The sequence below is a fragment of the Neoakkermansia glycaniphila genome, assembly GCF_900097105.1.
GTDB lineage: Bacteria > Verrucomicrobiota > Verrucomicrobiia > Verrucomicrobiales > Akkermansiaceae > Akkermansia > Akkermansia glycaniphila.
Genome location: NZ_LT629973.1, coordinates 44,958 through 69,936, shown reverse-complemented (window position 1 = coordinate 69,936; position 24,979 = coordinate 44,958). Strand labels below are relative to the sequence as shown.

13 protein-coding genes and 1 tRNA gene are annotated in these 24,979 nt (G+C 57.2%); 7 read left to right on the top strand and 7 right to left on the bottom strand.

From position 1 onward, the window contains the following. Window positions 1–128 precede the first annotated feature (128 nt). From nadD to PYTT_RS00225, 3 genes are all read right to left on the bottom strand, one after another. Window positions 129–719 (bottom strand): nicotinate (nicotinamide) nucleotide adenylyltransferase, encoded by a 591-nt coding sequence (nadD, locus tag PYTT_RS00235; protein WP_067772013.1) that lies wholly within the window; start codon window positions 717–719, stop codon window positions 129–131. A gap of 46 nt (window positions 720–765) precedes the next feature. Continuing rightward, on the bottom strand, window positions 766–1,452 hold the full coding sequence (locus PYTT_RS00230) for a M23 family metallopeptidase (RefSeq protein WP_083076335.1): 687 nt from the start codon (window positions 1,450–1,452) through the stop codon (window positions 766–768). 118 nt (window positions 1,453–1,570) lie between these two features. After that, window positions 1,571–2,209 carry a L,D-transpeptidase gene (locus PYTT_RS00225; RefSeq protein ID WP_067772010.1) on the bottom strand — a complete coding sequence of 213 codons (639 nt, stop codon included), beginning with the start codon at window positions 2,207–2,209 and terminating at the stop codon, window positions 1,571–1,573. Between the two features lie 245 nt (window positions 2,210–2,454). On the opposite strand from PYTT_RS00225, the gene clpB reads away from it, so the two are divergent. The 3 genes from clpB to PYTT_RS00210 all read left to right on the top strand — a co-directional run bounded on the left by clpB (window position 2,455) and on the right by PYTT_RS00210 (window position 7,053). Next, a complete protein-coding gene (gene clpB, locus PYTT_RS00220) occupies window positions 2,455–5,028 on the top strand; it encodes an ATP-dependent chaperone ClpB (RefSeq protein ID WP_067772007.1) in 2,574 nt (857 codons plus the stop codon). Between the two features lie 133 nt (window positions 5,029–5,161). Continuing rightward, window positions 5,162–6,487: a hypothetical protein gene (locus PYTT_RS00215; protein WP_141675659.1), complete on the top strand. Its 1,326-nt coding sequence runs from the start codon at window positions 5,162–5,164 to the stop codon at window positions 6,485–6,487. A gap of 29 nt (window positions 6,488–6,516) precedes the next feature. Further along, on the top strand, window positions 6,517–7,053 hold the full coding sequence (locus PYTT_RS00210; protein ID WP_067772004.1) for a hypothetical protein: 537 nt from the start codon (window positions 6,517–6,519) through the stop codon (window positions 7,051–7,053). A 43-nt stretch (window positions 7,054–7,096) separates the two neighbouring features. Here PYTT_RS00210 and PYTT_RS00205 read toward each other — a convergent pair whose 3' ends face one another. The 3 genes from PYTT_RS00205 to prfA are packed head-to-tail and all read right to left on the bottom strand — an operon-like array spanning window position 7,097 to window position 9,719. Continuing rightward, window positions 7,097–7,738, bottom strand: coding sequence for a hypothetical protein (locus PYTT_RS00205; RefSeq protein ID WP_067772002.1), 642 nt, complete (start codon window positions 7,736–7,738; stop codon window positions 7,097–7,099). 8 nt (window positions 7,739–7,746) lie between these two features. Beyond that, window positions 7,747–8,646, bottom strand: coding sequence for a peptide chain release factor N(5)-glutamine methyltransferase (prmC, locus tag PYTT_RS00200; protein WP_083076331.1), 900 nt, complete (start codon window positions 8,644–8,646; stop codon window positions 7,747–7,749). Next, the gene (gene prfA / locus PYTT_RS00195; RefSeq protein WP_067772791.1) at window positions 8,643–9,719 is read right to left on the bottom strand and encodes a peptide chain release factor 1; all 1,077 of its coding nucleotides are present in this window, start codon (window positions 9,717–9,719) and stop codon (window positions 8,643–8,645) included. Before prfA ends, prmC begins: the two co-directional genes overlap by 4 nt. A 150-nt stretch (window positions 9,720–9,869) precedes the next feature. On the opposite strand from prfA, the gene PYTT_RS00190 reads away from it, so the two are divergent. Next, window positions 9,870–9,943, top strand: a tRNA-Gln gene (locus PYTT_RS00190). A 156-nt stretch (window positions 9,944–10,099) separates the two neighbouring features. Continuing rightward, complete coding sequence (locus PYTT_RS00185; RefSeq protein WP_067772788.1) at window positions 10,100–12,100, top strand: heparinase II/III family protein; 2,001 nt, start codon at window positions 10,100–10,102, stop codon at window positions 12,098–12,100. A gap of 90 nt (window positions 12,101–12,190) precedes the next feature. Here PYTT_RS00185 and PYTT_RS00180 read toward each other — a convergent pair whose 3' ends face one another. Beyond that, window positions 12,191–14,449: a beta-hexosaminidase gene (locus PYTT_RS00180; protein WP_067771998.1), complete on the bottom strand. Its 2,259-nt coding sequence runs from the start codon at window positions 14,447–14,449 to the stop codon at window positions 12,191–12,193. Window positions 14,450–14,475: 26 nt separating this feature from the next. Between PYTT_RS00180 and PYTT_RS13155 the strand changes: the two genes are divergently transcribed. Beyond that, window positions 14,476–14,631 carry a hypothetical protein gene (locus PYTT_RS13155; protein ID WP_156850299.1) on the top strand — a complete coding sequence of 52 codons (156 nt, stop codon included), beginning with the start codon at window positions 14,476–14,478 and terminating at the stop codon, window positions 14,629–14,631. 472 nt (window positions 14,632–15,103) lie between these two features. Then, on the top strand, window positions 15,104–24,961 hold the full coding sequence (locus PYTT_RS00175; protein ID WP_172801727.1) for a hypothetical protein: 9,858 nt from the start codon (window positions 15,104–15,106) through the stop codon (window positions 24,959–24,961). The last annotated feature ends 18 nt before the right edge of the window (window positions 24,962–24,979 follow it).

Here is a 24,979-nt window from a genome sequence, read left to right as displayed (position 1 = left end):
GTTAAAATGTTGATAATGTAGTGGATGAAAAGTTTATCGGAAATGAATGTGAAAGTGATGAGATGACAATTTTGTCATATTTGAAAATTCGTCCGGTTTAGATGTTACATTTTTGTGCGACAAATTTGTCATTCAGGTGGAAGGTTTTTCTGATTGTCCGGTGGACGATGTATATTCAACTCACTGGCGACGGAAGGGTGGAGCCAGCCGGAAGGAAAGGGGCTGGACGAGGTAAGGCTTTGCCGGATGGCGCTGGAAGAGGCCGGGTGGTGGCCGTCGATGAAGAGGGCTTCCACGCCGGGGCGAGGCCGCGGAGCCGTGCCCCGGTGGTGGACGATGAAGGTGACCATGGAGGCGATGTATTGCCAGCGGCCCCATTGCTCAAGTTCTTCCCACTGGTCGGTACCCATGAGCCAGTAGAGGTCGTGGCCGGGATGAAGTTCGCGCCAGCGTTCGATCAGCCGCCAGCTCCAGGAAGGCCGTGGCATGTGGAGGTCGAGCGTGTCGATGCGCGCCCAGGGGCAGTCTTTCAGCGCTTTTTCAAGGCAGTCGATTCTCTGGCTGTCGGAGAGGAAGGGGCTCGTTTCCTTCAGCGGAGACTGGGCGCAGGGAAGGAAGACGATTTCGTCGAGTCCGCAGGTTTCATAAGCCCTCCGTGCGATGGCGATGTGGCCTTCATGTACGGGATCGAAGGATCCTCCGAACAGGCATGTTTTCATCGCGGGAAGGTCATGGCGGTCGCCGGTTGGTGTGTTGCCGGGTGGGTTACATGCCTTCGGTTCCCTTGTAGGGGAGGAAGCCGCCTACGGGTACGCGTACTTGCTTGGTTTCGGGGTTCAAGCGGCGGAAGCGCTTGATGAAAGGTTCGAGCTCCCCGTAGTTTCTCTTGGTTTTGGGGATTCCCTGCTGGCCGCAGTTGACATCGATATTGAAGTGCAGCTCGGCATGAAGATGGGCGGGATAGCGGCCTTCTGCCGTGCCGATGGTGCCGACCTTGTCGCCGCGCCGGACGATCTGTCCGAGTTTGACGCTGATTTCGTCGAGGTGGGCGTAGAGCGTCTGGCAGCAAAGTACCTTGCCGCTTTTCGGTTCGCGGAAGGCATGGCGGACGATGACGACCTTGCCCCATGCGCCGCGGGGATCGTCCGCATAGGTGACGACTCCGGTGCCGATGGTGTAAACGGGGTCGCCGAGGTCGGAATCCCGTCCTCCGGCTCCGTTCCAGTCCTCTCCCAGATGCCGGGGGGAGGCGAGGCGCAGGCCGCGCGATTTATAGTAGCCGTCGCCGTTCGGCTTGCCGACCGGGTAATCGAATCCGTCGCAAAGGGGCACGACGGCGAATTTGCCGTCTTTCGTCTTGGGAGCCATTTCGACGCCCTGCGCCGTCATCACGATCGACGACGTCAGGCAGCACACTGCCAGCCCCATCATGAAACGGGAGAAAAAGTTCACGAGCGCATACTACCAGAATCCTGCGCTTTTTCAACTGTTTTTTCCGTTCGAAGAGAGGTTCTTCCGGTCGGACGGAGACGTGTCCGCTTTTCCGCAAAAAACCGTTCTTTCGTCAAGGTCAGGGAAGGACGTTGACGCGCGACCCGACCGTCAGCTTGTTAAAGAGAATTTTGCAGGCTTCAACGGGGATGCGAACGCAGCCGTGGGAATTCGAATCGCGGTACACGGCGCCTTCATGCAAGCCGACCGGGCCGTTGATGCGCATCCAGTAGGGCATGGAAGCGGGGATGTAGCGTCCGCCCGGTGGGATTTTTGAGGAAGGGGTGGCGTCCGCGTTGACGGTGTCGTCCTTATGGTCCACGACGTAGCCGTAGGAGCTGGAGTGGTGGTCGCGGTCCTTTTCCTGAATGCGGAAGGAGCCGAGCGGGGTTTCGTGGCCGGCCTTGCCGGTGCAGGCGGGGAAATCCAAAGCTATTTCATCGTTGACGTACAGGCGGCCGCGCTGTACGCCCACCAGGATATCGACGCGCGAATTTTTTCCGTTGGCGGCGGCGAGGCGGTCGTCGTTGCTCCACATATCCCGGGTGAAGCGGTAATCCGGGCTGTTGATGAAATTGGTATGTGTAAACGGTCTGGTTGCGTTTTCATTCCGCTTGGCCGCAGTGATGGGGCGGGCCGCATTCTGGCACGAAGGGGCAAGGATGGCAAAAACCGTGCAGGCCAGCAAGACTGCAATATTGCGTTTGTATAATTTCATGACCGTCAAAGGAAAAGTGTGGAATCGCCTGATTTCCGGGCGCATGGTAGCAGGTTTTTTTCGTTTTGACAAGGATATAGAGAAGTCCTTCCTCGGTGTTTTCCGGCGTCGTTGCCGCAGGGCGCAGGCAATGCCTTTTTCGCCTTCCGGTGCGGCGAAAGGACTACACTGTAAAATTGCAGGAAAAATCATTTTTCCATCATTCGGAATTCAACGTAACGGCTGTAATCGGTGTCATAAAAAGCATGACGAACAATCTAACGACGAAATTTATGGAAGCCTTGCAGACAGCGCAGAAATCCGCTGCCGCTGCCGGGCGTCCCCAGATATCTTCTGCGGAATTGATGCTCGCTTTGCTGGAGCAGGAGGGAGGAATTCTCGTTCCGGTGCTTCGCAAAGCCGGAGTCGAACCCCGCGATTTGATCCGGGAAGTGAAGAGTGAACTCGACCGCGCTCCCCGTCAGTCGGGACAGGTCGCTTCTCCGGGCTTGAGCACGGAGCTGGATGGCATTCTGAATGCTGCCGACCGCGAGCGCGAATCCCTGAAAGACGATTATCTCAGCGTCGAACACTTCATTCTGGGGGTGTTCGCTTCCGACAATCCGTTGCGCCGCATTCTCGAACGCGCCGGGTTGACGCGCGACAAGTATCTGGCCGCCCTCAAGGAGGTGCGCGGCAGCCAGCGCGTGACCGATCAGGAACCGGAAGACAAGTACCAGACTCTGGAAAAATACGGTACCGACCTGACAGCCCGTGCCCGTGAAGGCAAGATCGACCCGGTGATCGGCCGTGATACGGAGATCCGCCGCGTGCTCCAGATCCTTTCCCGCCGCACGAAGAACAACCCTGTGCTGATCGGTGAACCCGGCGTGGGCAAGACCGCCATTGCGGAGGGCCTCGCACGGCGCATCGTGAACGGCGACGTGCCGGAAAGCATGAAGGGCAAGCGGCTCATCTCGCTGAATATCGGCTCCATGCTGGCCGGAGCGAAGTACCGGGGCGAGTTTGAAGAGCGCCTGAAGGCCTTTCTGAAGGAAGTGACCGATTCCAATGGGGAGATCATTCTCTTCATCGACGAGCTGCATACCCTCGTGGGGGCTGGTGCCGGAGGCGAAGGAGCCATGGACGCGGCCAACCTGCTGAAGCCTGCGCTAGCACGCGGCGAGCTCCGGACGATCGGTGCAACGACGCTGGACGAGTACCGTAAGTATATCGAGAAGGATGCCGCGTTGGAACGCCGCTTCCAGCCCGTTTACGTCAGCGAGCCGAGCGTGGAAGATACCATCGCCATTCTCCGCGGTCTGAAGGAACGCTACGAAGTGCATCACGGAGTCCGCATTACGGATTCGGCCATCGTAGCCGCCGCCGTGCTTTCCGACCGCTACATTTCCGACCGTTTCCTGCCGGACAAGGCCGTGGACCTCGTGGACGAAGCCGCCGCCCGCCTGAAGATCGAACTCGACTCGATGCCTTCCGACATCGATGCCTTGAACCGCACAGCCATGCAGCTCGAAATGGAGCGGCAGGCTCTCGCGAAGGAAAAGGATGACGACAGTAAGGCACGGTTGGAAAAGATTACCAAGGAATTGGCTGACACGAAGGAAAAGGCCGATTCCATGATTGCCCAGTGGCAGAGCGAAAAGGCCGTGATCGACAAGGTGGGTTCCGCCCAGGAACGCATCGACCAGCTCCGCACCGAGGTCGAGCGCGCCCAGCGGCTCGGCGACCTGCGCCGGGCTTCCGAGATCATGTACGGGGAGATTCCGAAGGCCGAAGAGGAAGCCAAAGAGGCCCAGAAGGAACTGGCGGCCCTCCAGTCTTCCGGCGACGGCCTGTTGAAGGAAGAAGTCACCGAGTCCGACATCGCCAAGGTCGTCTCCACATGGACGGGCATTCCCGCTGCGCGCCTGCAGGAAGGCGAACGTGAAAAGCTGATCCACATGGAAGAACGCCTCGGTGAACGCCTGATCGGCCAGAAGGAAGCCATCCGCGCCGTGTCGGATGCCGTGCGCCGCGCTCGCGCCGGGCTGCAGGATGAAAACAGGCCGCTCGGTTCCTTCATCTTCCTCGGCCCCACGGGTGTCGGCAAAACGGAATTGTGCAAGGCTCTCGCCGAATTCCTCTTCGACGATGAAGCCGCCATGGTGCGCATCGACATGTCGGAATACATGGAGAAACACTCCGTGGCCCGCATGATCGGAGCGCCTCCCGGATACGTCGGCTACGATGAAGGCGGCCAGCTTACGGAAGCCGTTCGCCGCCGCCCGTACAGCGTCGTCCTCTTCGACGAAATAGAAAAGGCGCATCCCGATGTGTTCAACGTCCTGCTGCAGGTGCTGGACGACGGACGCATCACGGACGGGCAGGGCCGCACGGTCGATTTCCGCAACACCGTGCTGATCATGACCTCCAACATCGGCAGCCAGTACATTCTGAACGAGCCGGATCCCGTCAAACGTTCCGAGAAGGCCATGGAGGCTCTGCGTGCCCATTTCCGGCCGGAGTTCCTGAACCGCATCGACGAAACCATCATCTTCGACCAGCTCGGAGCCGACGAGTTGAAGAAGATCGTCGATATCCAGCTCAAGCGCGTGCGCAAGCGCCTCGAAGACAAGGGCCTCAAGCTCGAACTCAGCGATGCCGCTGCAGAACTCATCGCCGAACACGGTTTCGATCCCGTCTATGGCGCGCGACCGCTCAAGCGCGCCATCCAACACGACCTGCTTGACCCGCTCAGCATGCAGCTTCTCGCCGGGAAATTCCCGGATGGCAGCACGATCCATGTGGATGTGCATGACAGCAAGATCGTGTTCAACTGATGGGCGAGGCAGGCTTGCCCCTGATGGCTCTTTTATTGTCCGTACCCGGTCGAAAGGCCGGGTGCGGCATTTTGTTGCATGACACAATCCGAGATTACGGAGTGTTACGGGAAGGAGCTATACTTATACCAGTATGAAAGCTACCTTATCTTTCTTTGCAAGTATTTGTGCTTTGGCATGTTCCGTGCATGCCGAACAGTCGTCTCCCTGGGAAAAAATGCCTGTGTATATCGTCAAGGAGGGGCATTTATATAGTGTGGATGCCCTGTCTCCGGATTTGCCCGGGTATGTCGGCTATTCCATCTACTATGATCAGGCCGGACAGGCCGCTGGCGTTACGGGAGACGATTGGCGGGAAGCATTCGCCAAGGGGTATTACGCTTACCGCAAAACGAACGATTCTTTGAAACCTTTCGAACGTGTGATCCTGCCGTCTCCTCCGGACATCGTGCGACAGGTGCAGGCTTTGCCCCGGTTTACGACGGAGAAGGATTATACCAAGGAACCGCCTCCCCGTTGCCTGATGCTTCCTTCCGATACGTACACAACATATTGGCGCAGGATCGACGAGACGCTTGGCATGGCAAATTCTCTCGGGCGTGTCTTCTTTTTTCCCGGCAAGCCCGGGCAGGAACGGCGCGTGGCATGGAAGGGAGATGAAGCGTTTTCCTTGCACGATGCGACGCCCCTTCCGAATGCTGAAGGCTGGCTGGCCATCCGGTATGCCGGAGCCGAAGGTAAGGAGGCGTTGGCATGGCTCCATCCGGTGACGGGGGAATTCCGACCGTCCGCGGCTCGTCCCAGTGAGGAAAACGAGTATTTGAGTGTGGATCTGGAGCGGTCGTCATGGCTGAATGATGATACCGTCGTTACGCATTTCGGCATGCGGTGGTGCGATCATTTGAATGTCGTCAGTCTTTCTACCGGGGAAAACATGCTGACCAACAGGCTAAACGGCATGGGACACGATGTTCTTTTGTCCGACAATCAGGTGTGGGTCGTCGATGGGCAGGGATTCGCCGCCCAATTGTATCCTGTACCTCTCCGTCGTCCGGAGGCTCCCTTGCAAATTTCGCTTGAGCATGAAGGGAATCACGCGGAAGAGGGGCGTATGGCTGTGATGAATCTGAAGGTGACCGTCAGCAACCGGGGAACAGAACCCATTGCTTTGCCGCAAGGCTGGGGTACTTTCGTGTATCGTTTCTCCGGTGATAACGCTGACTCATGGAAGGGGGCACTCGTGGAACAGGACAAGGCGGAAGATGCTCCGTCCGTGACGCTGAAGCCGGGCGAAACATCAAGTTTTCTCCGGAAATACGAAATCTATGATTACCGCATCTTCCCCCATTCGAAACAGGTGAAGATCATGGTCAGCCTGACCCCGAAGCTTGCGCCCGGCACTCCCGGGGCTGAAGTAACGACCGGTGATCCCATCACGATCCCGACGCCGATACTGTGAGCCTTGCAAAGATCCGATAGAATAGAACGATGATGAAAGAGGAAGAAAACAAGGTAGAAGTCGAAAAACAGGGTTCAAAAGGCTGGAGAGTTCTGAAGAAAGTCGCTTTTTGGATGCTTTTTCTGGGTGTTCCGTTGGTGCTGACTGCTCCTATTTGGATTTGGGGTGTTCTTTATGTAAAAATTATGCTGGATCCTTATGATCTGACTCCTTCGGATGTAGAAGGTATGATAGATGCTCGGTTCAAGAATTTTCAGGAATTCAGAATCGAAATGGGCAATAAGCACAATAAATATAAAAAAGAGTCTATCACACTGGAAGAAGCTAAATCTCTTTTGCAACCATTTGCTTGTAAAATCATTTTATCGGAGTATGCTGATGTAGATATGAAAAAAGCTGTGTGGTGTGATTCCAGTCATTCTGAGCAGTTGGTGGAGTATATTTATCCTGTGAGAACGCGATCGATTTATGATCAAACGTTTTCCATGGGCACAGGCGTGAAACATTATTATTGCCTGCTGGATAAGGATTGCAGGATTCTGGGCTGGGTATTCCCGGAAGAATGATGCTGGTTGCTGCGTGCCCGCTGCGGTTCACGGCTCCAGCTGCTTATTCGGGCAGGCCGGCGATGTGCGGTGCGTTTTTTGACAGAACGCGGGCGACACGGAACAGCGGGAGGCACAGCGCGATTTTCAGCGCGCACTGGACGAAGACGAGCCACGGATAATCGGGCACAGGAGTCGCGATCGGTACAAGTACCAGAAGGGTGGCCACGGCGACAAGCCTGATTTTCAACGGGCGGGGAGCTGCATCATAGTACGGCAGGGCGGCCAGGATGGTGACGGCCAGCATGGTTCCGGAAAGGATGCTGTAGAACAACTGCCCGTCGATGATGCTGTGGTATTGCCCGGTGAAGAGCAGGTAGAGGGTGTCCGCCAGCTGAATGAGCGAAAAGAATGCCGCCATGTAGGCAAAGATGCGGATGATGGCATTGCCGCCTTTCGCCAGCAGCACGAGGCAGCACCATGGAGCCAGAATGCCGCATAAAATCAGCAGCCACATGTAGAATCGCTGGGAGACGAAGTCGAAGAGGAAGCCGCCCCGCAGGCACAGGCTGCTGCCGAAGGTGGAGCCGATGATGAAGAGCAATGCTTCCAGCAGGCTGAAGACGGCGCAATGAATGGCGACGATGGAGACGATCCAGCCGATGCGGGCGACGATTTTCTTGACGATCGGATAGATGAGCCACATGGCGGGCGTTACGGTTCTTGGGACGGGATGGCGGGTGCGCCCGCGATGGGGAAGCGTCGGATGCCGTTCAGGTCGGCGAGCACTTCCGCGTGCCTGTATCCGAGCCGTTGCATCATGGACAGGACGGCATCTCCCTGATCGTGGCCGATTTCGAGCGCGACGATGCCGCCGGGAGCCAGTCGGGCAGGGGCTTCCCGAAGGAAGCGTTCGATGATTTCCGTGCCTTCCGCACCGCCGAACAGGGCCGAGTGGGGGTCGTGCAGCACTTCTGCGGACAGTTCTTCGGCATCGGGGATGTAGGGGAGGTTCGCCACCATGAGGTCGAAGCGTTCCGGCGGCGGAACGGGGGCGTGTTCCGCATCCGCTTCCTGCTGCCAGGCGGAGAAGAGATCGCTGCGGAAGGTGCGTACCTTCGCGCCGAGAGCTGTGGCGTTTTCCAGCGCGAGGCTGAGAGCCTGCGGGGAGATGTCCGCGAGCGTGACGTCGGGGGTGGCGGCGGCGAGTTCGAGGGCCAGCGTGATGCCGATGATGCCGGAGCCGGTGCCCATGTCCAGAATGCGCATGCCGGGGCGGGGGGAGATGCGTTTCAGCAGCAGTTCGACCAGTTCTTCCGTTTCGGGGCGTGGGACGAGGGCGCGCGCATCGGTGATGAAGTCGCGGCGGTAGAACTCCGTCGTGCCGAGCAGGTGCTGCAGCGGTTCGCCGGAGCCGCGCCTTTTCATGAGTTCTCGAAGGGGAACGAGCTTGTCTTCCGGGACGGCGTCTTCATGGTGCAGGTACAGCCAGGTCTTGTCGCATTGCAGTACATGGGCCATGAGCCTCTGCATGGAGTGGCGCGCGTCTTCACAGTCTTTGCCGGAGAGGTAGGCCGTGCCGGCATTCAGCACTTCGAGAACCGTTTTCATCATGCGAGGCCCTCTTCGGCAAGGCGTTCCTGCATCTCCGCATGCTGGAGTACGGCGATCACTTCGTTGATTTGTCCGGCAAGGATGCCGTCCAGATTGTAGGATGTGTACCCGACTCGGTGATCAGTCATCCGGCTTTGCGGGAAGTTGTAGGTGCGGATTTTTTCTTCGCGGCCTCCGGAGCCGATCAGGCTGCGCCGCTGGGAGGAGTACTTTTCATGCTCTTCGCGCTGTTTGGCTTCGAAGAGTTTGGCGCGAAGAATGCGCATGCCTTTTTCGCGGTTTTTCATCTGGCTGCGTTCTTCTTCGCAGCGTACCATCAGGCCGGTAGGAAGGTGGAAGATCTGGACGGCGGATTCCGTGCGGTTGACGTGCTGGCCGCCTGCGCCGCCCGAACGGCAGGTTTCGATGCGAAGGTCGTCGGGGCGGATTTCGATGTCCACTTCTTCGGCTTCGGGGAGGACGGCGACCGTGGCCGTGGAGGTGTGGATGCGGCCCTGCGTCTCCGTGGCGGGGACGCGCTGCACGCGATGCACGCCGCTCTCGTACTTCATGAAGCGGAATACTTCTTCGCCGGATATGCGGCAGACGGCTTCCTTGAACCCGCCGACATCCGACGGGCTGGCTTCCATCAGTTCGAATTTCCAGCCTTTCGCTTCGGAATAGTGCTGGTACATGCCGAGGAGATCCCCGGCGAACAGGGAGGCTTCGTCGCCGCCCGTTCCGGCGCGGATTTCGACGATGGCGTCGCGGTCTTCCGTCGTATCGCGGGGCAGGAGGCTGTATTGCACTTTTTCTTCCAGCCGGGAGATTTCCTGTTCGAGAGGTTCGATTTCCATGCGGGCCATTTCGGCCATTTCCTCGTCGTCGCTTTTGGAGAGTTCCTGATTGTCTTCCAGTTCGCGGCGGCATTTGAGCAGCTGGTCCCAATCCTGCATCAGCTCCTGTACGCGGCGGTGTTCGCGCATCAGTTCCGATGCCCGTTTCTGGTCGTTGAAGAAATCGGGGGCCGCAATCAGGGCCTCCAGTTCGGAGAGTCTTGCGCGGCGTTTTTCGATCAGGGGGCTGTAATCCATGAGAAGGGGGAAAATGTCTGCGGCGAGTGTACAGGGAAACGCGCTTTCCCTCAAGGGAATTTTGAGAAATGCAATTTTTATCTTGCCAATTTGCAGCAAGTGTGATTAAATGCGCGCGCACTTGACCCCGGTAACGGGCAAGTCATTCGTAGTCCTATAGTGTAATGGTAACACACCGGATTTTGATTCCGTTATTCTAGGTTCGAATCCTGGTAGGACTACCAACTTTTTGAAACCCGGCTGTGCGCCGGGTTTTGTTGTTTCTTCCGCCTGCATCCGGCGCGGTATTTTGGGATCGACATCATGGGGCTGCGCGGTATGATGGTAAACGGTATGCCACGGTGAACAGGTGTGCCGAATGCAATGAACCGGATGGAATGATGAAAACGATGATTTTTTTTGCATGTTTGCTTGCCGTATGGTTGGGTCTGGCAGCAGGGGAGGATGTCCGTGTGATCCGGCGCGAGGCGTTCGCCTTGCTTGATCTCGACCGTCCGGGGCTGGAAGATGTGAAGGCCCTCCACGAACAAGGAAAGGATCATGAGGCTGCAAAAGCCTTGCTCGCTTACTACCGGAATCGTGCAGGTGTCAGGATTCCGGGGAAGGTGTCCCTTTCGGAAGAGGAGGAACATTGGGCGAACGATGCGGTGAAGCACATTTTTTATGTGCGCGGCGTGCGTCAGGATTCGCTGTTTTACGGAGAAGAGATCGATTGGACGTATTGGCCGGTCAGGGATAATGAGCTGCGCTGGCAGTTGCATCGCCACAAGTGGTTTACGCCGCTGGGGAAGGCCTACCGCATGTCGGGGGAAGAGATGTATGCCGAGGCGTGGGTGCATCAGTACAGGGACTGGATCAGGAAGAATCCGCTGTTGTCGGATGAAGAAAGGAAGAAGAGGCGGCAGGGCAGCCAAGGTGAGATTGATGAAGTGGAAAATATGCGTTTTGCCTGGCGGTCTCTGGAGGTGAGCCACCGCCTGCAGGATCAGATCATGCAGTTCCGGCTGTTTCTGGATTCGCCTTCTTTCACGCCTGAGTTTCTGACGGAATTTCTGGTGAATTACCACCGGCATGCCGCACATATCATGGGGCATTATTCGCAACGGGGCAACCACCTGCTGTTCGAATCCCAGCGTATGATCGCGGCAGGTTCCTTTTTCCACGAATTCAGGGATGCTGCGGCATGGAGGAAAAGCGGCATCAATATCCTGAACCGAGAGATTACGGCACAGGTTTACGAAGACGGCGGCCAGATGGAGCTTGATCCGGGTTATCATCTCGCATCCATCAATCTTTTTCGGAAGGCCTTGGAGCTTGCCGAGAAGAACGGGTTCCGCGACGAGTTTCCTCTCGGTTATTCGGATGTGATTGAAAAGATGATCATGTTCCACGCCAATATCTCTTTTCCCGATTACTCCAATCCCTGTTTCAGCGATGCCAAGCTGCATGGCAGAAGGGTGATGCTGCGCAATTATCGGGTTTGGAGCGATCTTTTTCCGAAAAATGAGGCCATCAGGTATTTTGCCACTGAAGGCAGGGAAGGTGCGCTTCCGGGTTACTTGTCGAAGGGTTTCCCCGATTCCGGTTTTTTCGTTTTCCGCAATTCCTGGGGGATGGATGCCACGCAGATGGTGGTGAAGGCCGGGCCGAAGGCTTTCTGGCACAATCAGCCGGATAACGGTACGTTCGAGCTGTGGTTCAAGGGCAGGAGGCTGTTCCCGGATTCGGGTTCCTATATGTACGGCGGCGAGGGGGAGATTCAGGAACAGCGGGACTGGCATCGCCAGACGTGCGTGCACAATACCGCGACGCTGGACGACAGGAATCTGGAAAATACGGAATCCGTGACCCGGCTGTGGCAGCCGGATGGGGAGGAGCAGGTGCTTGTGACGGAGAACCGGAGTTACAGGGATTTGAAGCATCGCCGCTCCGTTTTCTTTGTGGATGGCCGCTATTTCGTGATTGTGGATGAACTGGATGGCAAGGCCGTGGGTACGGTGAATCTCCATTACCAGATGCCTGAAGGGGAGATCGTGCACTCAAGCCGGGAGATGGCGTTTTCCACGCAGTTTGAAGACGGCAGCAGGATGATGCTGCAATGTTTCGGCCCGGCAGGAATGAGCGTGAGGCAGGAGGATGGATGGTATTCCGAAAAATCCCGGAACCGCAGAAAGCGGATGAGGATTTCGTTCGATGCAAGGAAGGATGGCGAGGAAGCCGTTCGTTATGTGACGGTCATTTGCCCGGTGGATGCCAAGGGGGATGTTCCCCGTTTCCATGCGGAATTCGGCAATGCGAAATTCGATGAATACGGGTTGAAGGTGAATGTGTCGGTCGATGGAAAGAGCCGTGTTTTGGCCTATGAACTGGATCGGCCTTGAATGGCCGGTTGATGGGGATGCGGCAAGAAAAAGCCCTGCAAGCATGGCCTGCAGGGCTGGGTGAATGAGAAGCGGTATGCTTGCCCCGGATTATGAGGGGTTCACGTTGAAGCTGAATACCTTTCCGTTGAAGGAAGGTGCGAGCGTCTGCAAGGGGAGAACGAAGGTGGAGCGCACGCCCTTGGTGCGGGGACCGAAGTTTTCGTCCGGGTTGCGGAAGCTCTTGAGCGTCATGGTGCCTTCGGACTTGCCGTCGATGAGCAGGCGGGTGTTTTCCGGTTCGCCGATGAGTTCGATCTTGACCTTTTTGCCGACGGGCAGTTTGGTGCCGAAGGAGAATTCAAGCGTATCGTCGCGGCGGAAGCCGATGGTGCCGTCTTTCATCACGGCGAGCAATTCTCCCTCCGGAGCGGAAAGGAGAACCTGTTCCTTGCCTTCGGGGGCGGCAGCCAGTTCAACTTCCATCGTGAGGTGGTAGTTGGGGCCAAGAGCAGGCTGGTTCAGCTGCTGGGGCAGCTTGCCGGGCGTGACGGTGAAGGGTTTGGCATCCTTCCATTTATGCAGCGGGTTGGTCCGGGGGGCATCGCCGATGGCAGCCACGAGCTCGCGGTGCTGTTCGAAGGTGTCGGGAGCTTTGGCCTTGCCCCACATCTTTTGCCCGAGGATGTCCATGGAATCGGAGACGATGCCCCAGATATCGTAAGGAGCATAGCCGGAGTGCTTGATGTCCGTTTCATCGTTCCAGATGGCAAAGGATGCGCCGATGAGCTGGGGATGGCCGGAGGGCAGGGTTTCGTTGCCGATGCGGTTGGGAATCCAGTTGTTGTAGAGTCCCTTGTGGTTCTTGTCCATGCGGTAGTAACCGGCATAGGGTACGACATAGAGCGCGCCGTCATTGGTATTGATGACGTCGTAACCGAGATCGACGGCTTCCTGCGCCTTCATCCAGCCGGTGTTCCAGAGGTTCATCTGTACGCCTTTGCTGACTACGGGCGTTTTGCCGGGCTTGGTGCTGAGGCTGCCCCAGATGCGCGGCGTATGGCCGCGCTTGAGCGCGTGTTTGAGGACGGCGTCGGCAAAGTGGCGGTAGTCTTCCTTGTCGCCGTAGAATTCGTCGGCACCCACATGGATGACATCGCAGCCTTCAAAGACAGGGCGGCCGAATTTGGGATCTTTCAGGAGGTATTCGTCAAACACCTGGCTGACAAGCTTGATCGTTTCCGGGTTGGCGGCGTCCAGCATCTCGCAGCGGCGCTTGTCATGGTTCATCGGTCCCTTGTAGATCAGATCCGGGCGCAGGCGGGTGAAGGAAAGCGCGTGGCCGGGGGTGTCGAATTCCGGGACGATGTTGACGCCGCGGCTTTTGGCATAATTGATCAGGTCGACGAATTCCTTTTTGGTGTAGAAAAGATCCTTGGCCGTCAGGGGAGTGCCGTCCGGCCCCTTCATGTCGGATTCAAGGCGGAAGGCGGTGTAGCTTTCCTTGAACGGGTCGCGGCCCTTGTCCACATACTGTTCGTGGAAGATGTAGTTGTTGTTGATGACCAGATGGAGGTCATTCATCTTGTACCAGGACATGGTGCGGATGACATCCTTGATGTAGCTGAGAGGGTAGGGGGTGCGCGCTACATCGAGCATGAAACCGCGTACCTGATAGCGGGGGAAGTCCACTGCGGTGCCGCAAGGGATGCTGCCATTGTTCTGGCGCAGCATCTGCAGCAGGGTGCGGGTACCCCAGTACTGGCCCGTGGGGGTGGCAGCGGCGATGGTGACGCCTTTCGGCGTGACGTCCAGTGTGTAACCTTCCTCGCCGATGTTGCTTTCTTTGGTGGTGCCGAAGGAGATGTCCGCCTTTTGGCCGGGAGCAACGATCTTCACCTTGCAGCCCAGAATGTCCGCCAGATCGGCGACAAAGGTTTCGGCAAGCTTTTTGTCGGAGCAGGCAATCGTCACGGTATCGCCCGGTTTGTATGCGCCCTGGCCGCCTTTCCATTGGAGAATTTCCGGGATGACGCGGGGTTTGGGGTTGCCCTGGTCGGCTGCCGGGGCTTTCAGCATGATTTCATAGTCCTTGCTGACCGCTTCCTTGCCGTCCTTGGTGACCTTGAAGCTGACATTGACCGGGGTATCTGCAAGCACGGGAGCTATTTTCCCCTTGCTGTCGATAATCTGTTCGTAATCGGCTCCGAGAAGCTGGATTGTCGCGCCGGGTGCATGAGGCATGGGCAATTGCCTGGCGCCCGCTTCGATCTGCGGAATGGTGAGCGAATCCGCAATTTGCCGGGCATCCTGCCCCATCAATGGAGCTGCCGCGCATGCGGCAAGCATCAGAAGGGTTTTCTTTTTCATGATCTTATATCGTTCCGAATAACGGAATGTCTGAATCCGTCCTCAAAATACGTGGAATTCATGCGTTTTATTTCAGAAAAAATGAAAACAATGAGGATTTTTGCATGGCCGTTGTTTTACAAGATTTTGGTTTGCATCGCATGGGGGATCTTGATTTGAAAGTAAAAATGATCATGGGTTGAATTCGAATCCACCTTGGATACAATCAATCATTTTTCATTGGTAGTTGCTTGGTATCATTTCTTTTCTCATGAGTCGCTATTTCGGTATTCTTTTTGTACGTTATGGTTTGACACACAGTTTTCCGTTTGCTATAGTCGTTGTGTTCGGAAATTATATTAAGTCGGATTGAGTGTCCGTCTTGGTGTGTCTGGATCGGGTGATTGTATGGAACGCTTGAAATTCATGCGGTTATCCGTTTCTGATGCGGATTTTCGAACAATGCATTATCAGCTCCTGTTATAATAGTTCTCATTTTAGTCCTCATTTTTCATCCATATGAAATTGCATCTCCCCCTTGCGTTGCGAACAGCGATTCTTTCCTGCCTTGCCGTTACGGTATGTTGTACGACAACGGCTACGGCTTCTTCCCAAGATTTGAATTGGGAATCGTCCTATGTGGTACCGACCGCGTTTTCTGCGGCCGTGTTGCCCATGGCTGCATTCCCCGGACCGGATGGCGTGACGTATGATAATGTGAATTCAGGCACGGCTTCGAGAGGCGATATTACCGTGACAGCCAATTCGGTGATCAATTATACGACCGAAGGCAATACCGGATCCTCCATTACGGCAACGGGGCGTGATATCAAGTTGATGACATTGACGGATCCGAATAATGCGGGATCCTATGCTCGCCGTCAAATGACGCTCAATGGCCCGATTACGGCCAATTCCGTCTGGTTTGCACAAAGTCGTTATTTGATGACTGCCAATCAATTGACGAATGCTGGAACGATTTATGTAGCAGGTGGTCAGTTGTGGATCGATGGTGCCCAGACCCTGAACAACAATTTTCATTTGGGCGACAGTTCCTTGTTTACGGAAGCCAATGAATACGGAGGAGCTGCTTTGCGTATAACAGGTAATACGACGTTCGCTGGTACGGTCAATATTCTGAGTGACGGTTCAAAGATCACGGTGGCGAATGGTAATACATTGACTGTGAATAATGCGATTACGGGTTCGGGTACATGGCAGATCGCTGCTCCCGGGGCCACTGGCACGGTGAAATTGAATGCTACCAACCATGCCGGTTTTACGGGCAATATCCTCGTTTCCGGTAGTGCGGCTTTGACATGGGGTAATGGTAATACGGGAGCGGCAGCAGCAGGGGCAACTTGCGGTTTGGGCAATACGATCGAAATTCAGAATGGTGGTCGCATGAATCTGCATCTTTGGACGGCCGCGCAATCCAACAAGGCGCAGACGGTTGCCATCAGTTCGCATGTCAAAATGTCGGGAACATCCATGCTGCATTTCGAGGACGGTTCCTATACCTTCAATCAGGGTATTGAATTCGCGGCGGGTAGTAATGCCACGTTGAACAGCCAATGGGCCAAGCATTATTATTTGACCAAGCTGGATGGAGCCGGCACGATCATACTTAATCGTGGGGCGGGAGACCTCGCAGGCGTCAACAACTTTTATCTGGATGCTGCCGGTTCGTTTACGGGAACCATCAGGCTGACAACGAACAATACCAATGTGAATGTCAGCCGCCTCGTATTGCAACATAACGAAGCTGCCAGCAATGCGGTGATCGATATGGCTCAGAATACCGCCCTCTGGATCGGTACGACGAATGCGACGATCGCCGGGCTTTCCGGTGTAGGCAATGTGCTGAACGGTACGGCCGGAAATACGCTGACGATCAATAATACGGGAGATTACGTGTATGGCGGCAATATTGCTGCCGATGTGAATATCGTCAAGTCCGGAACCGGTTCGCAGACATTATCCGGAACCAATCCTGATTTCAATGGCAATATCACCGTGAATGGCGGTACCTTGGTTCTGTCCATGAGCGGTACGCATACCCTGGCGAATGTGGCCGTCAATAATCAGGCATCGATTGCATTTGCAAACGGTGCATTCACGGCCACGGCGTCGTCCATGAATATGGCCAATCTCGGTCTGTCTGATTCGACCAGCCTGAACCTGACGGGCAATCAGAATTTCAGTTCGGTCGTTGTCGGCAACGGCATGAACAGGCTTGTTCTGACCGGTGCAACGGAAGCCCGCTTCGGCGATGTATCCGGTACGGGTATTCTGATGGTATCCGTCGATGATCTGAATGTCGCGAAACTGTATGCCGACAGTTTGACCGGTGCGAAACTGTATCTGACCGATGGTACTCGTACGGGTGTTGCTACCCGGCAGGCTTCCGGCGAATTGGCTTTTATGGCGCTGCCCGAATTGACCGGAGCCACGGTCAATGATCCGACTCATGAATATATTCGTGTCGGCGGCAATGTGACCCTTCAAAAGGATCTCGTGATCGGGGGCCTCATTCTGCAGGATGTAGCCGGAGATGCCAACCGATTGACCGTGACCGACACGTTCACCGTGAACGACAATCTGTTGTATTCCGGCTCGACGGCCAATGGCTTTTCCATTGCCGGCGGCAATATGATCGTCGACGGTTCGTTGACGCTGACGGGCGGCACGCTGAAAGTGGCGACCGGCGCCACCTTGACGCTCAATGGCGGTGTGATGCAAAGCGGCGGACAGTTGATGCTGGATGGCGGCACGCTTGCTCTCAATCAGGCTGCTTACGGCACATGGAATGTAACGGGTAACGGCAGTCTGAATGTCAATCAGGATGCCAGCCTCACGACTGCGGGATTGGGTACTATTTTGTATACGGTGAATCAAGGCGGCACAATGACCTTGTCTTCAGTAACCGGAACGACGACGCAAGTGATACTCAATAGCGGAGGCAGACTTGTACTGGCCGGAGGCGTGAATTTGTACACGGGCCCGACTCAGTTGAATGCGGGCGGTACGATCGAATTGCAGGCCAATGCAGCTTTGACGATGCATGGCGCAGCCGTAGCCAGCCGTATCAATATGCTGGGCGCGGGCACGTTGCGCGTATGGGGCGGCAATCAGGGTGTTGTCTCCGGCGATGTGTCGGCGGCAGGAGCCGTCTCGCTGTTTTCTGAATCCGTTGATGCTTCTACTTCCTCGCTGTCCATCGTATCCGATGTATTCAATGCAGCCGGTACCGTGACTGTGAATGCGGGTAACGGCTCTTCAGTCAGGTTTGCCGGTCGTAGCGTAACGATGGGCAGTCTTGCGCTGGCTGGCAGCAATCAGGTGACATTTGCCGATGGAGTCAATGCCAATGTGACAGGCAACTTTGCGTTCAGCAGCGATACGGCGGGAACGGTGCATCTGGTAAACAACGGTTCATTGTCTGTCGCGGGGGCTTTCTATGTTTCCGGCAATATGACCTTGGGTGCAGCCGACGGTTCGGAACGCGGTGTGTTGACGACGGGACGTTTTGCGATGGCCGTTGACAACCGAGCCAGCGCGACAACTGTCAATCGTGGCATTGTGATGAATGTGACGGGCAATACGAATGATGCATCCGCCGGAGTGGCTTCGTTCATGCTGGCCAATTATCCCGGTAATCATTCGATGACGGTTTCCGGCGTCCTGAATGTCCTGAATGCGGGCATTTCTCTGCGCGACGGCAATGGTACGCTCACGATTAATGATGGCGGTATCTTTAATATCAATTCCCTGCAAATTACCAGAAATGCAGGGACACCCGGTTCGGTGGCGACGATCGTCTTGAATGCAGGTGCGATGATGAACGTCGGTACAGGTGGTTTCGGCACGTCATTGACGAATCTGACCTTGAACGGAGGTACGATCGGTATTTTGAATAGTACGACCAACTGGACCGGCGCGAAAGATTTGGCGTTTGCGGGCGGTACGACCGTGACGTTCAATACGGACCGTTATGCCCCATCTGCAACGACTGTGGCAGGAGCCTATACGGGTACCGGCGGCACGATTACCCTCAGCGGGGCATTGAGCGGCGCGGGAACACTCGTCAAAGACGGTGTCGGTACTTTGGTTGCAAGCGGAACGAGTGCTTTAACGGGCAATGTTATTGTGCGCAACGGCACATTGAATGTAACCGGTACGCTGGGTACGCTTTCCAACCTGAATATGCAGGGAGGCCAACTGACAGTCGGTGGAACGACTGACGTGAGCTTTGCTGCCTATACATCCGGTGCAGGACGTTTCGGTATCAACGTTTCGGCGAATACGCCCGGTGTTTTGAACTACACGGGAACAGCTGCCTTGGGTGCCTCCAATACGCTCAATTTCAATTTCGATTTTGCCAATCTGACGAATGCAAAGACGCTGACCGTCTTGAAATCGACCGTGGCAGGCAACACGGCTGCCACTGTATTCAATACCGATCAGATTGTTCGAGGCCAGAATGCAACGCTTGCATGGGATGCGACGGGTACGAATCTTGTTCTGACCGTTACGGGTACCAAAGCGTCCGCCAATCTTGTCTGGAATGGAACGGCGGGACAGGTATGGGACAGTAAAGCCACGGAAGCATGGTTGAACGGAACCGATGCTTCGATGTTCTATGCGATGGATACCGTGGAATTCACTGCCGCTTCCGGTATCAAGAACATCGTGTTGCAAGGCCAGCTCCAAACGGCTGGCATTACGGTAAGCGGTGGCGATTATACCTTCACTTCGGCTACGGGTGGTTCCACACTGAGCGGCAACATTACGGTGAATGCCGGAGCATCGCTGACGGCGGGCACGGCTGGCGTACTCGGATCAGGAGCGATTGCGAACAGCGGTACGCTGTCTATCGGAGAAAATGTGCAGTACGGTACGATGTCGGCAGTGACCGGCAATGGTACTCTGCGTCTCAAGGAAGGTTCGTCGGCTTCAGTGGCATATGCTGATGCACAATCCTATGTCGCAGATCAGAATGCTCGTCTGACACTGACAGGCATGGGTGGCTCTGGCAATGTCAATACCAATTTCAAACTTGCAGGAAACGGCAACATTACCTGTGTGTATACCGGTAATCCGGTTGTCTTGACGACAAACAATGCCTTTACGGGTACCTTGACTCTGTCTACGAACAGCACCAACAACCAGTGGGTCATGAATCAGGCGAATGGATCGCAATTTCTTGCTCCGGTAGATGGCAAATATGGTTCCATCGTTCTGGCTGCGACCACCAAAATGACGCTTGGATCCGCTTACCACGGCAAGGCGAACGGCTTGCTTCTTGGCGGTCTTTCCGGTGATGCTTCCAGCCGCATTGAAGGGCGGTTTAATACAAATCCGTCCACCAGTGAAAATTATAGGTATATTACTTTAAGGCAGGATACGGATACGGTTTTTGCCGGTGTTTTCGAAGCGCAAAATGCACCTCGCGACATAGGCATTATCAAACATGGCTCTGGCAGGTTGACCCTTACCGGTGCAAACGCTTCCCCTGCGGATCTGGATGTTCATGAAGGTATCGTAGCCATCGGTAATGGCGGTACGACGGGGCAGTGGTCGGGCAACATCAATGTGTACAGTACTGATGATGCGACAGGTACCCTGATCTTCAACCGTTCGAACGCTTTGACGTATGGCGGTGCGCTGGGCGGCAACGGTGTGATTGAGATCGAAAACGGCAATATCACCTTGAGCGGTACGGCAACCAACTTCACGGGCGAGATCAAGGCGCAAGGCGGTACGCTTATCGCCGGTAGCACCGGATTTGCCGGTACGGGCACAATCGTGGCCGATGGGGGTACGATCAATCTGGGAACGTTTGCCGTCACAAGCGCGATTCGGATTGATAACAGTGCATCCGTGCTGACGGCCGGTACAGGCGGAACCGCTGCGGGAGGTATCACCATCAGTAACGGCGTGACCCTGAACACTCGCAACTTCTCTCAAACGGGAACAATCTATTACACGAGCGCCGACAACTTCTGGAATATCCGGGGGGATGCTCCGGCAGGTACGGTCGTTGATTTCAATGGAGTGACCGATTTCACCATCGGCGACCACCTCAAGGTGGCTCTGTGGGATGGAGGCGTACTGACGGATGCCATGGTATCTGCAGCGGCTTCCACCACGGATCTGACCTATACGCTGGAGTACATGACAAATGGCGAATTGTGGTTGAAGGTGGGGCTGAATCTCGCCAACGCCTATGTGTGGAGCGGGCAAACGACCGACGCCAATCAGGCAACCGCATGGACGAAACAGGGCATTACCGGACCGCCTACTGTGACCGACAGTATCTATTTTACCGACGACGCCTTCACTGCAGAAGGTACAAACTTGCTGAATGTCGATACGGCAGGCTTAAGCGTGAAGGATATTCTTGTCAGTATCTCCGCGGATAATACCTACAACTTCAATGCTGGCGCCGGTTTCACGACGACTGGGTCATTGGTGAAGAACGGTGCTGGCACTTTGGTTGTAGGAGTGAACAACCACTTTGCGAATGTAGAACTTCGGGATGGTACGACGGAAATCCGGACGGCGGGAGCGCTGGGCACGGGCACCGTCACCATGAGCGATGGGGCGACGCTGAAATACGGGGCGAACGCCTCGGGCTGGGAAGACGACATCCTCTCGGGCAACCTGACGCTGGCCGCGGGCTCCACCGCCGCGCACATCGACATCTCGCAGGCGGCAGGCATCGTCACATGGACCGAGTACCTGGGCACCACCGCCATCACCAAGAGCGGAGCCGGCACCCTCAAACTCAGCCAGACGGCGCTCACGACCGCCGCCATCACCGCCACTGACGGCGTACTGGAACTGGCAGGCGCCACCACCTACAGCGGCAGCATCACCCTCAACGGCACGGCGAGCGCCCTCAACCTCACGGGCACCACCACCTTCGCCAACGGCTTCACGCTGGCGCTGGGCGACAAAACCATGACCCTCACGGGCACGCTCACCGACCGCAATGCGGCCGTCGGCTACGATGCCACCGTCAACGGGGGCACCCTCACCTTCGGAGCTGCCGCCAGCACCTACACGGGCAAACTCACCATGACGGGCAACGCCACGCTCAGCACGGATGGCAACGCCACTCTGGCCGGCACCATTGCACAGGTAGCGGGCAGCACGCTCAACCTCGCGGGCACGGGCACCTTCATCGGCACGCTGGGAGCGGCGGACGTCGCGCTCGGAGCCGGCACGGGCCTCCAGCTCAACGCGAACGCCACGATGGACAACCTTGTCATGACGGACACCTCCCGCCTGAGCGGAGCGCACACGCTCACCCTCTCTTCGGGCGACCTGAACGGCACGGTGGACAACGCCACCGCCATCGCCATGACGGGCGGCACGAACGGCACGGGCAGCCTGAACCTGAACGGGATCGACATGGGCGCCCTCACCGTCACGGGAGGCAACATCACGGGAGCGACTGGAACGATCGGACAGGTCCACATCAACGTGGCCCGTGCGCTGACGACGAACTTCGGAGGCATGGACGCCGCCAAAATCACATCGCTCCGCACCACGAACGGCGGAGCGCGCATCACGGGCCTGACGGGTACGGCAACGCTGAACACGGCCTTCCTGACCTTCGGCACCGGAACGGCCAGCATCAACGGCGCAGGTGCGGACACCGCGAAAAGCATCGTCACGGGAGCGAACCTCACTGTCAACGGCGCCTTCACCGCCAACCTCTCCGACGAACTCGTGGCAGCGCTGAAAACGGCCATCGGCAACGACTCGGCCACAGTCAGCCTGTTTGCCACGAACGGAACGCTGACGGCGAACATCGGCGACATCGTCTTCGGCAACTCGATGTCTCTCAAAGTCGCGGACACGCAGATCCAGGGCGGCAACATCAACTTCACCGCCCGCCTGAACACGGTCTTCGTGGCTTCCGTGGACGGAGCCTTGACGCAGCCGGACGCCTACACGCTCGCAACCTATCAGAGCCTGGACGGCTTCACCGCCGTCCAGATGGACCATGACATGCTCATCGACCTGCCGGGCACGGCGCCTGCCGACAAAACGGACGGCCTCGTCATCAACCAAATGTACGGCAACGGCGAAGCCAGCCGCACGGCCACGCTCACCTTGCAGAGCAGCGTCGCGGGCGAACAGACGCTCGTCACCCTGCGCAACGGCACATCGGACACCACCTACCTCGGCAACCTCACCGCCACCGACACGAAACTGGTCAAAGACGGAACATACGGCCTCGGCATCGGCGGCAACGTCACGATTGGCAGCAACAGCCTGCTTCAAGTCAAAGAAGGCAAACTCGCCCTGACGGGTGCAGGCAAAACCAACGACATCTCGGCGCTGCAGGTGGATGCGCACGGCACCTTCGCCGCCACGGGAGCGCAAAGCCGCACCACCCTCGGCACGCTGGACCTGCAGGGCGGCCGCATGGAAATCGGAGGCAACCGCAGCACCCTCACGGTAAACGGACTTGCCGCCGGATCCAACGGCTCCATCGACGTGGCCGACAACGCCACCATGATCCTGGCCCTGCCGCAGGCATCGATGTACACCGGCAGCCTCGCGAGCAGCGACAACACCGGCAACCTCGACATCCGGAACGGCTCGCTCATGCTGGCCGCGGACAGCAGCATCCGGGGACTCTCCCTGAACCTCGCCGCCTCCACCGGCCTTGACCTTGCAGACGGCAGCTCCGCCACCGTACGCGGCCTCCAAATGGCCGCGGGCAGCAGCCTCACGGGCACCGGCGACGTCACCACCACGGCCGGAGGCACGATCGAGGGCGACCTGCACAACTACAGCGGCACCCTGGCCAACACGAACGGCACCCTCGCCATCAACGGCACGGGCGGCCTTGAAACCGCACTGACCGCCACGGGAAGCGGCACGATCGCCCTGAACTACGCCGGAGGCAACGCCAGCTACCGCCAGGTCAACATCGGGCAGGGCGGCACAGTCATCCTGAACGGAGCCAACGGCAACGGACAGAACAACCAGCTTCGCATCGACGGCGGCTCCATCGCAGCGGGCGGCACCCTCGGCTTCATCGTCAACACGGCGGCGGCCGGACTCTTCCCCAACAGCGACAGCCCCCTCATCAGCAACACCGGCGTCCTGAACGTATCGGACGGAGCCCGCTTCAGCTTCTCTGCAGCGAGCAACCAAAGCATCATCAACGGCAGCATGCCCATCGACATCACCCTGGCCGACGGAGTCGTCCTGACGGGAGACGGCAACTACACCATCTCCTACGACAAACTCTTCAGCAAATACTTTGATGCGAACCTCTCCACCGTCCACGTCAAAAACGGCAAACTCGTCCTCACCACCTCCGCCAACACGCGCGGCTTCTACGTCCATGAAGCCACGACCGTCAACGGACGTGCCGGCGGCGCCCTGCTGGACAACATGCTGGTCACGGTCAACCCGCAGGCGACGGCTGCAGACAGCAACCTCTCCAGACTGATGACGGAACTCGACAACCAGATCAACCAGAACACGGCATCGGGCAAAGCGGCAGCCAACACCATCATGGCGGCGGCTGCAGGGGCCACGGTCACCACCCTCAACGCGGCGCAGCTCGGCACCCAGGAACGCAACATGCGAGCCATCCGCAACCGCACCGTCACCATGGGAATCGACCCCTCCGTCGTCCAGCAGGACCTCCCCTACTGGAACGCCTGGGCCAGCTTCAACGGAGCCAACAGCGACATCTCGCAGAACGGAGACCAGCCCGGCTACAAACTCAGCAGCTGGGGCGGCACCATCGGAGCTGACAGCGACATCAGCCGCCACATCACCCTCGGCGTCGCCTTCACCGCCAACTACGGCAAACTCACCGCCACCGGAGCGGACACCGCCAGCGGACATGTCGACAGCTACCTCGCCAGCCTCTACCTCCGCGGACAGAGCGGCAAATGGTCCCACGTCGGCATCCTCACGGGAGGCACCGCGAAAGCCGACCTCGACCGCACCGTCAACTACGGCGCCGGCCAGTACAAAACCAGCGGCACCACGGACGGCAGCAGCTTCGGCGCCATGTACGAACTCGCCTACGACATCGCCCTGGACACCGACTACAAATCCCTCGTCCAGCCCCTCTTCAACGCCAGCCTCAACAGCGCGCGCATGAAAGGCTACACGGAAACGGGAGCGGGCAACGCCAACCTCAGCGTCGAAAACATGGACACCACCTACGGCACGGTAGGAGTGGGCGGCCGCTACATCGCCTCCGTCGGGCAAAACCTCTTCAACCGGACGGCCACCCTCGAAGCGCGGGCCATGCTCCTGCAGGACGTGGGAGACCGGCAGGTAGAAGCGGACGTAGCCTTTGCGGACGCGAAAGGGTACAAACGCACGGTAGAAGGAATCAAACCCGGAAGCACGGGAGTGGAAGTAGGCCTCGGACTCACGATACCGGTCGAACTGCAAAGCAGCATCTTCATGGAAATCAACCTTGATGCGCGCAGCCGGAGCACGGAAGTAAGCGGAGGAATCGGCTACCGCTACAACTTCTAAAGGAACGGCGCAAACCAA

What these genes read in the sequence shown, in the direction of transcription:
- PYTT_RS00210 (WP_067772004.1), top strand. Translation starts at nt 6,517, where the DNA reads ATGATGAAAGAGGAAGAAAACAAGGTAGAAGTCGAAAAACAGGGTTCA.
- PYTT_RS00180 (WP_067771998.1), bottom strand. Translation starts at nt 14,449, where the DNA reads ATGAAAAAGAAAACCCTTCTGATGCTTGCCGCATGCGCGGCAGCTCCA.
- PYTT_RS00205 (WP_067772002.1), bottom strand. Translation starts at nt 7,738, where the DNA reads ATGTGGCTCATCTATCCGATCGTCAAGAAAATCGTCGCCCGCATCGGC.
- clpB (WP_067772007.1), top strand. Translation starts at nt 2,455, where the DNA reads ATGACGAACAATCTAACGACGAAATTTATGGAAGCCTTGCAGACAGCG.
- nadD (WP_067772013.1), bottom strand. Translation starts at nt 719, where the DNA reads ATGAAAACATGCCTGTTCGGAGGATCCTTCGATCCCGTACATGAAGGC.
- PYTT_RS00175 (WP_172801727.1), top strand. Translation starts at nt 15,104, where the DNA reads ATGGCTGCATTCCCCGGACCGGATGGCGTGACGTATGATAATGTGAAT.
- PYTT_RS00215 (WP_141675659.1), top strand. Translation starts at nt 5,162, where the DNA reads ATGAAAGCTACCTTATCTTTCTTTGCAAGTATTTGTGCTTTGGCATGT.
- PYTT_RS13155 (WP_156850299.1), top strand. Translation starts at nt 14,476, where the DNA reads ATGTCTGAATCCGTCCTCAAAATACGTGGAATTCATGCGTTTTATTTC.
- PYTT_RS00225 (WP_067772010.1), bottom strand. Translation starts at nt 2,209, where the DNA reads ATGAAATTATACAAACGCAATATTGCAGTCTTGCTGGCCTGCACGGTT.
- prmC (WP_083076331.1), bottom strand. Translation starts at nt 8,646, where the DNA reads ATGATGAAAACGGTTCTCGAAGTGCTGAATGCCGGCACGGCCTACCTC.
- prfA (WP_067772791.1), bottom strand. Translation starts at nt 9,719, where the DNA reads ATGGATTACAGCCCCCTGATCGAAAAACGCCGCGCAAGACTCTCCGAA.
- PYTT_RS00185 (WP_067772788.1), top strand. Translation starts at nt 10,100, where the DNA reads ATGAAAACGATGATTTTTTTTGCATGTTTGCTTGCCGTATGGTTGGGT.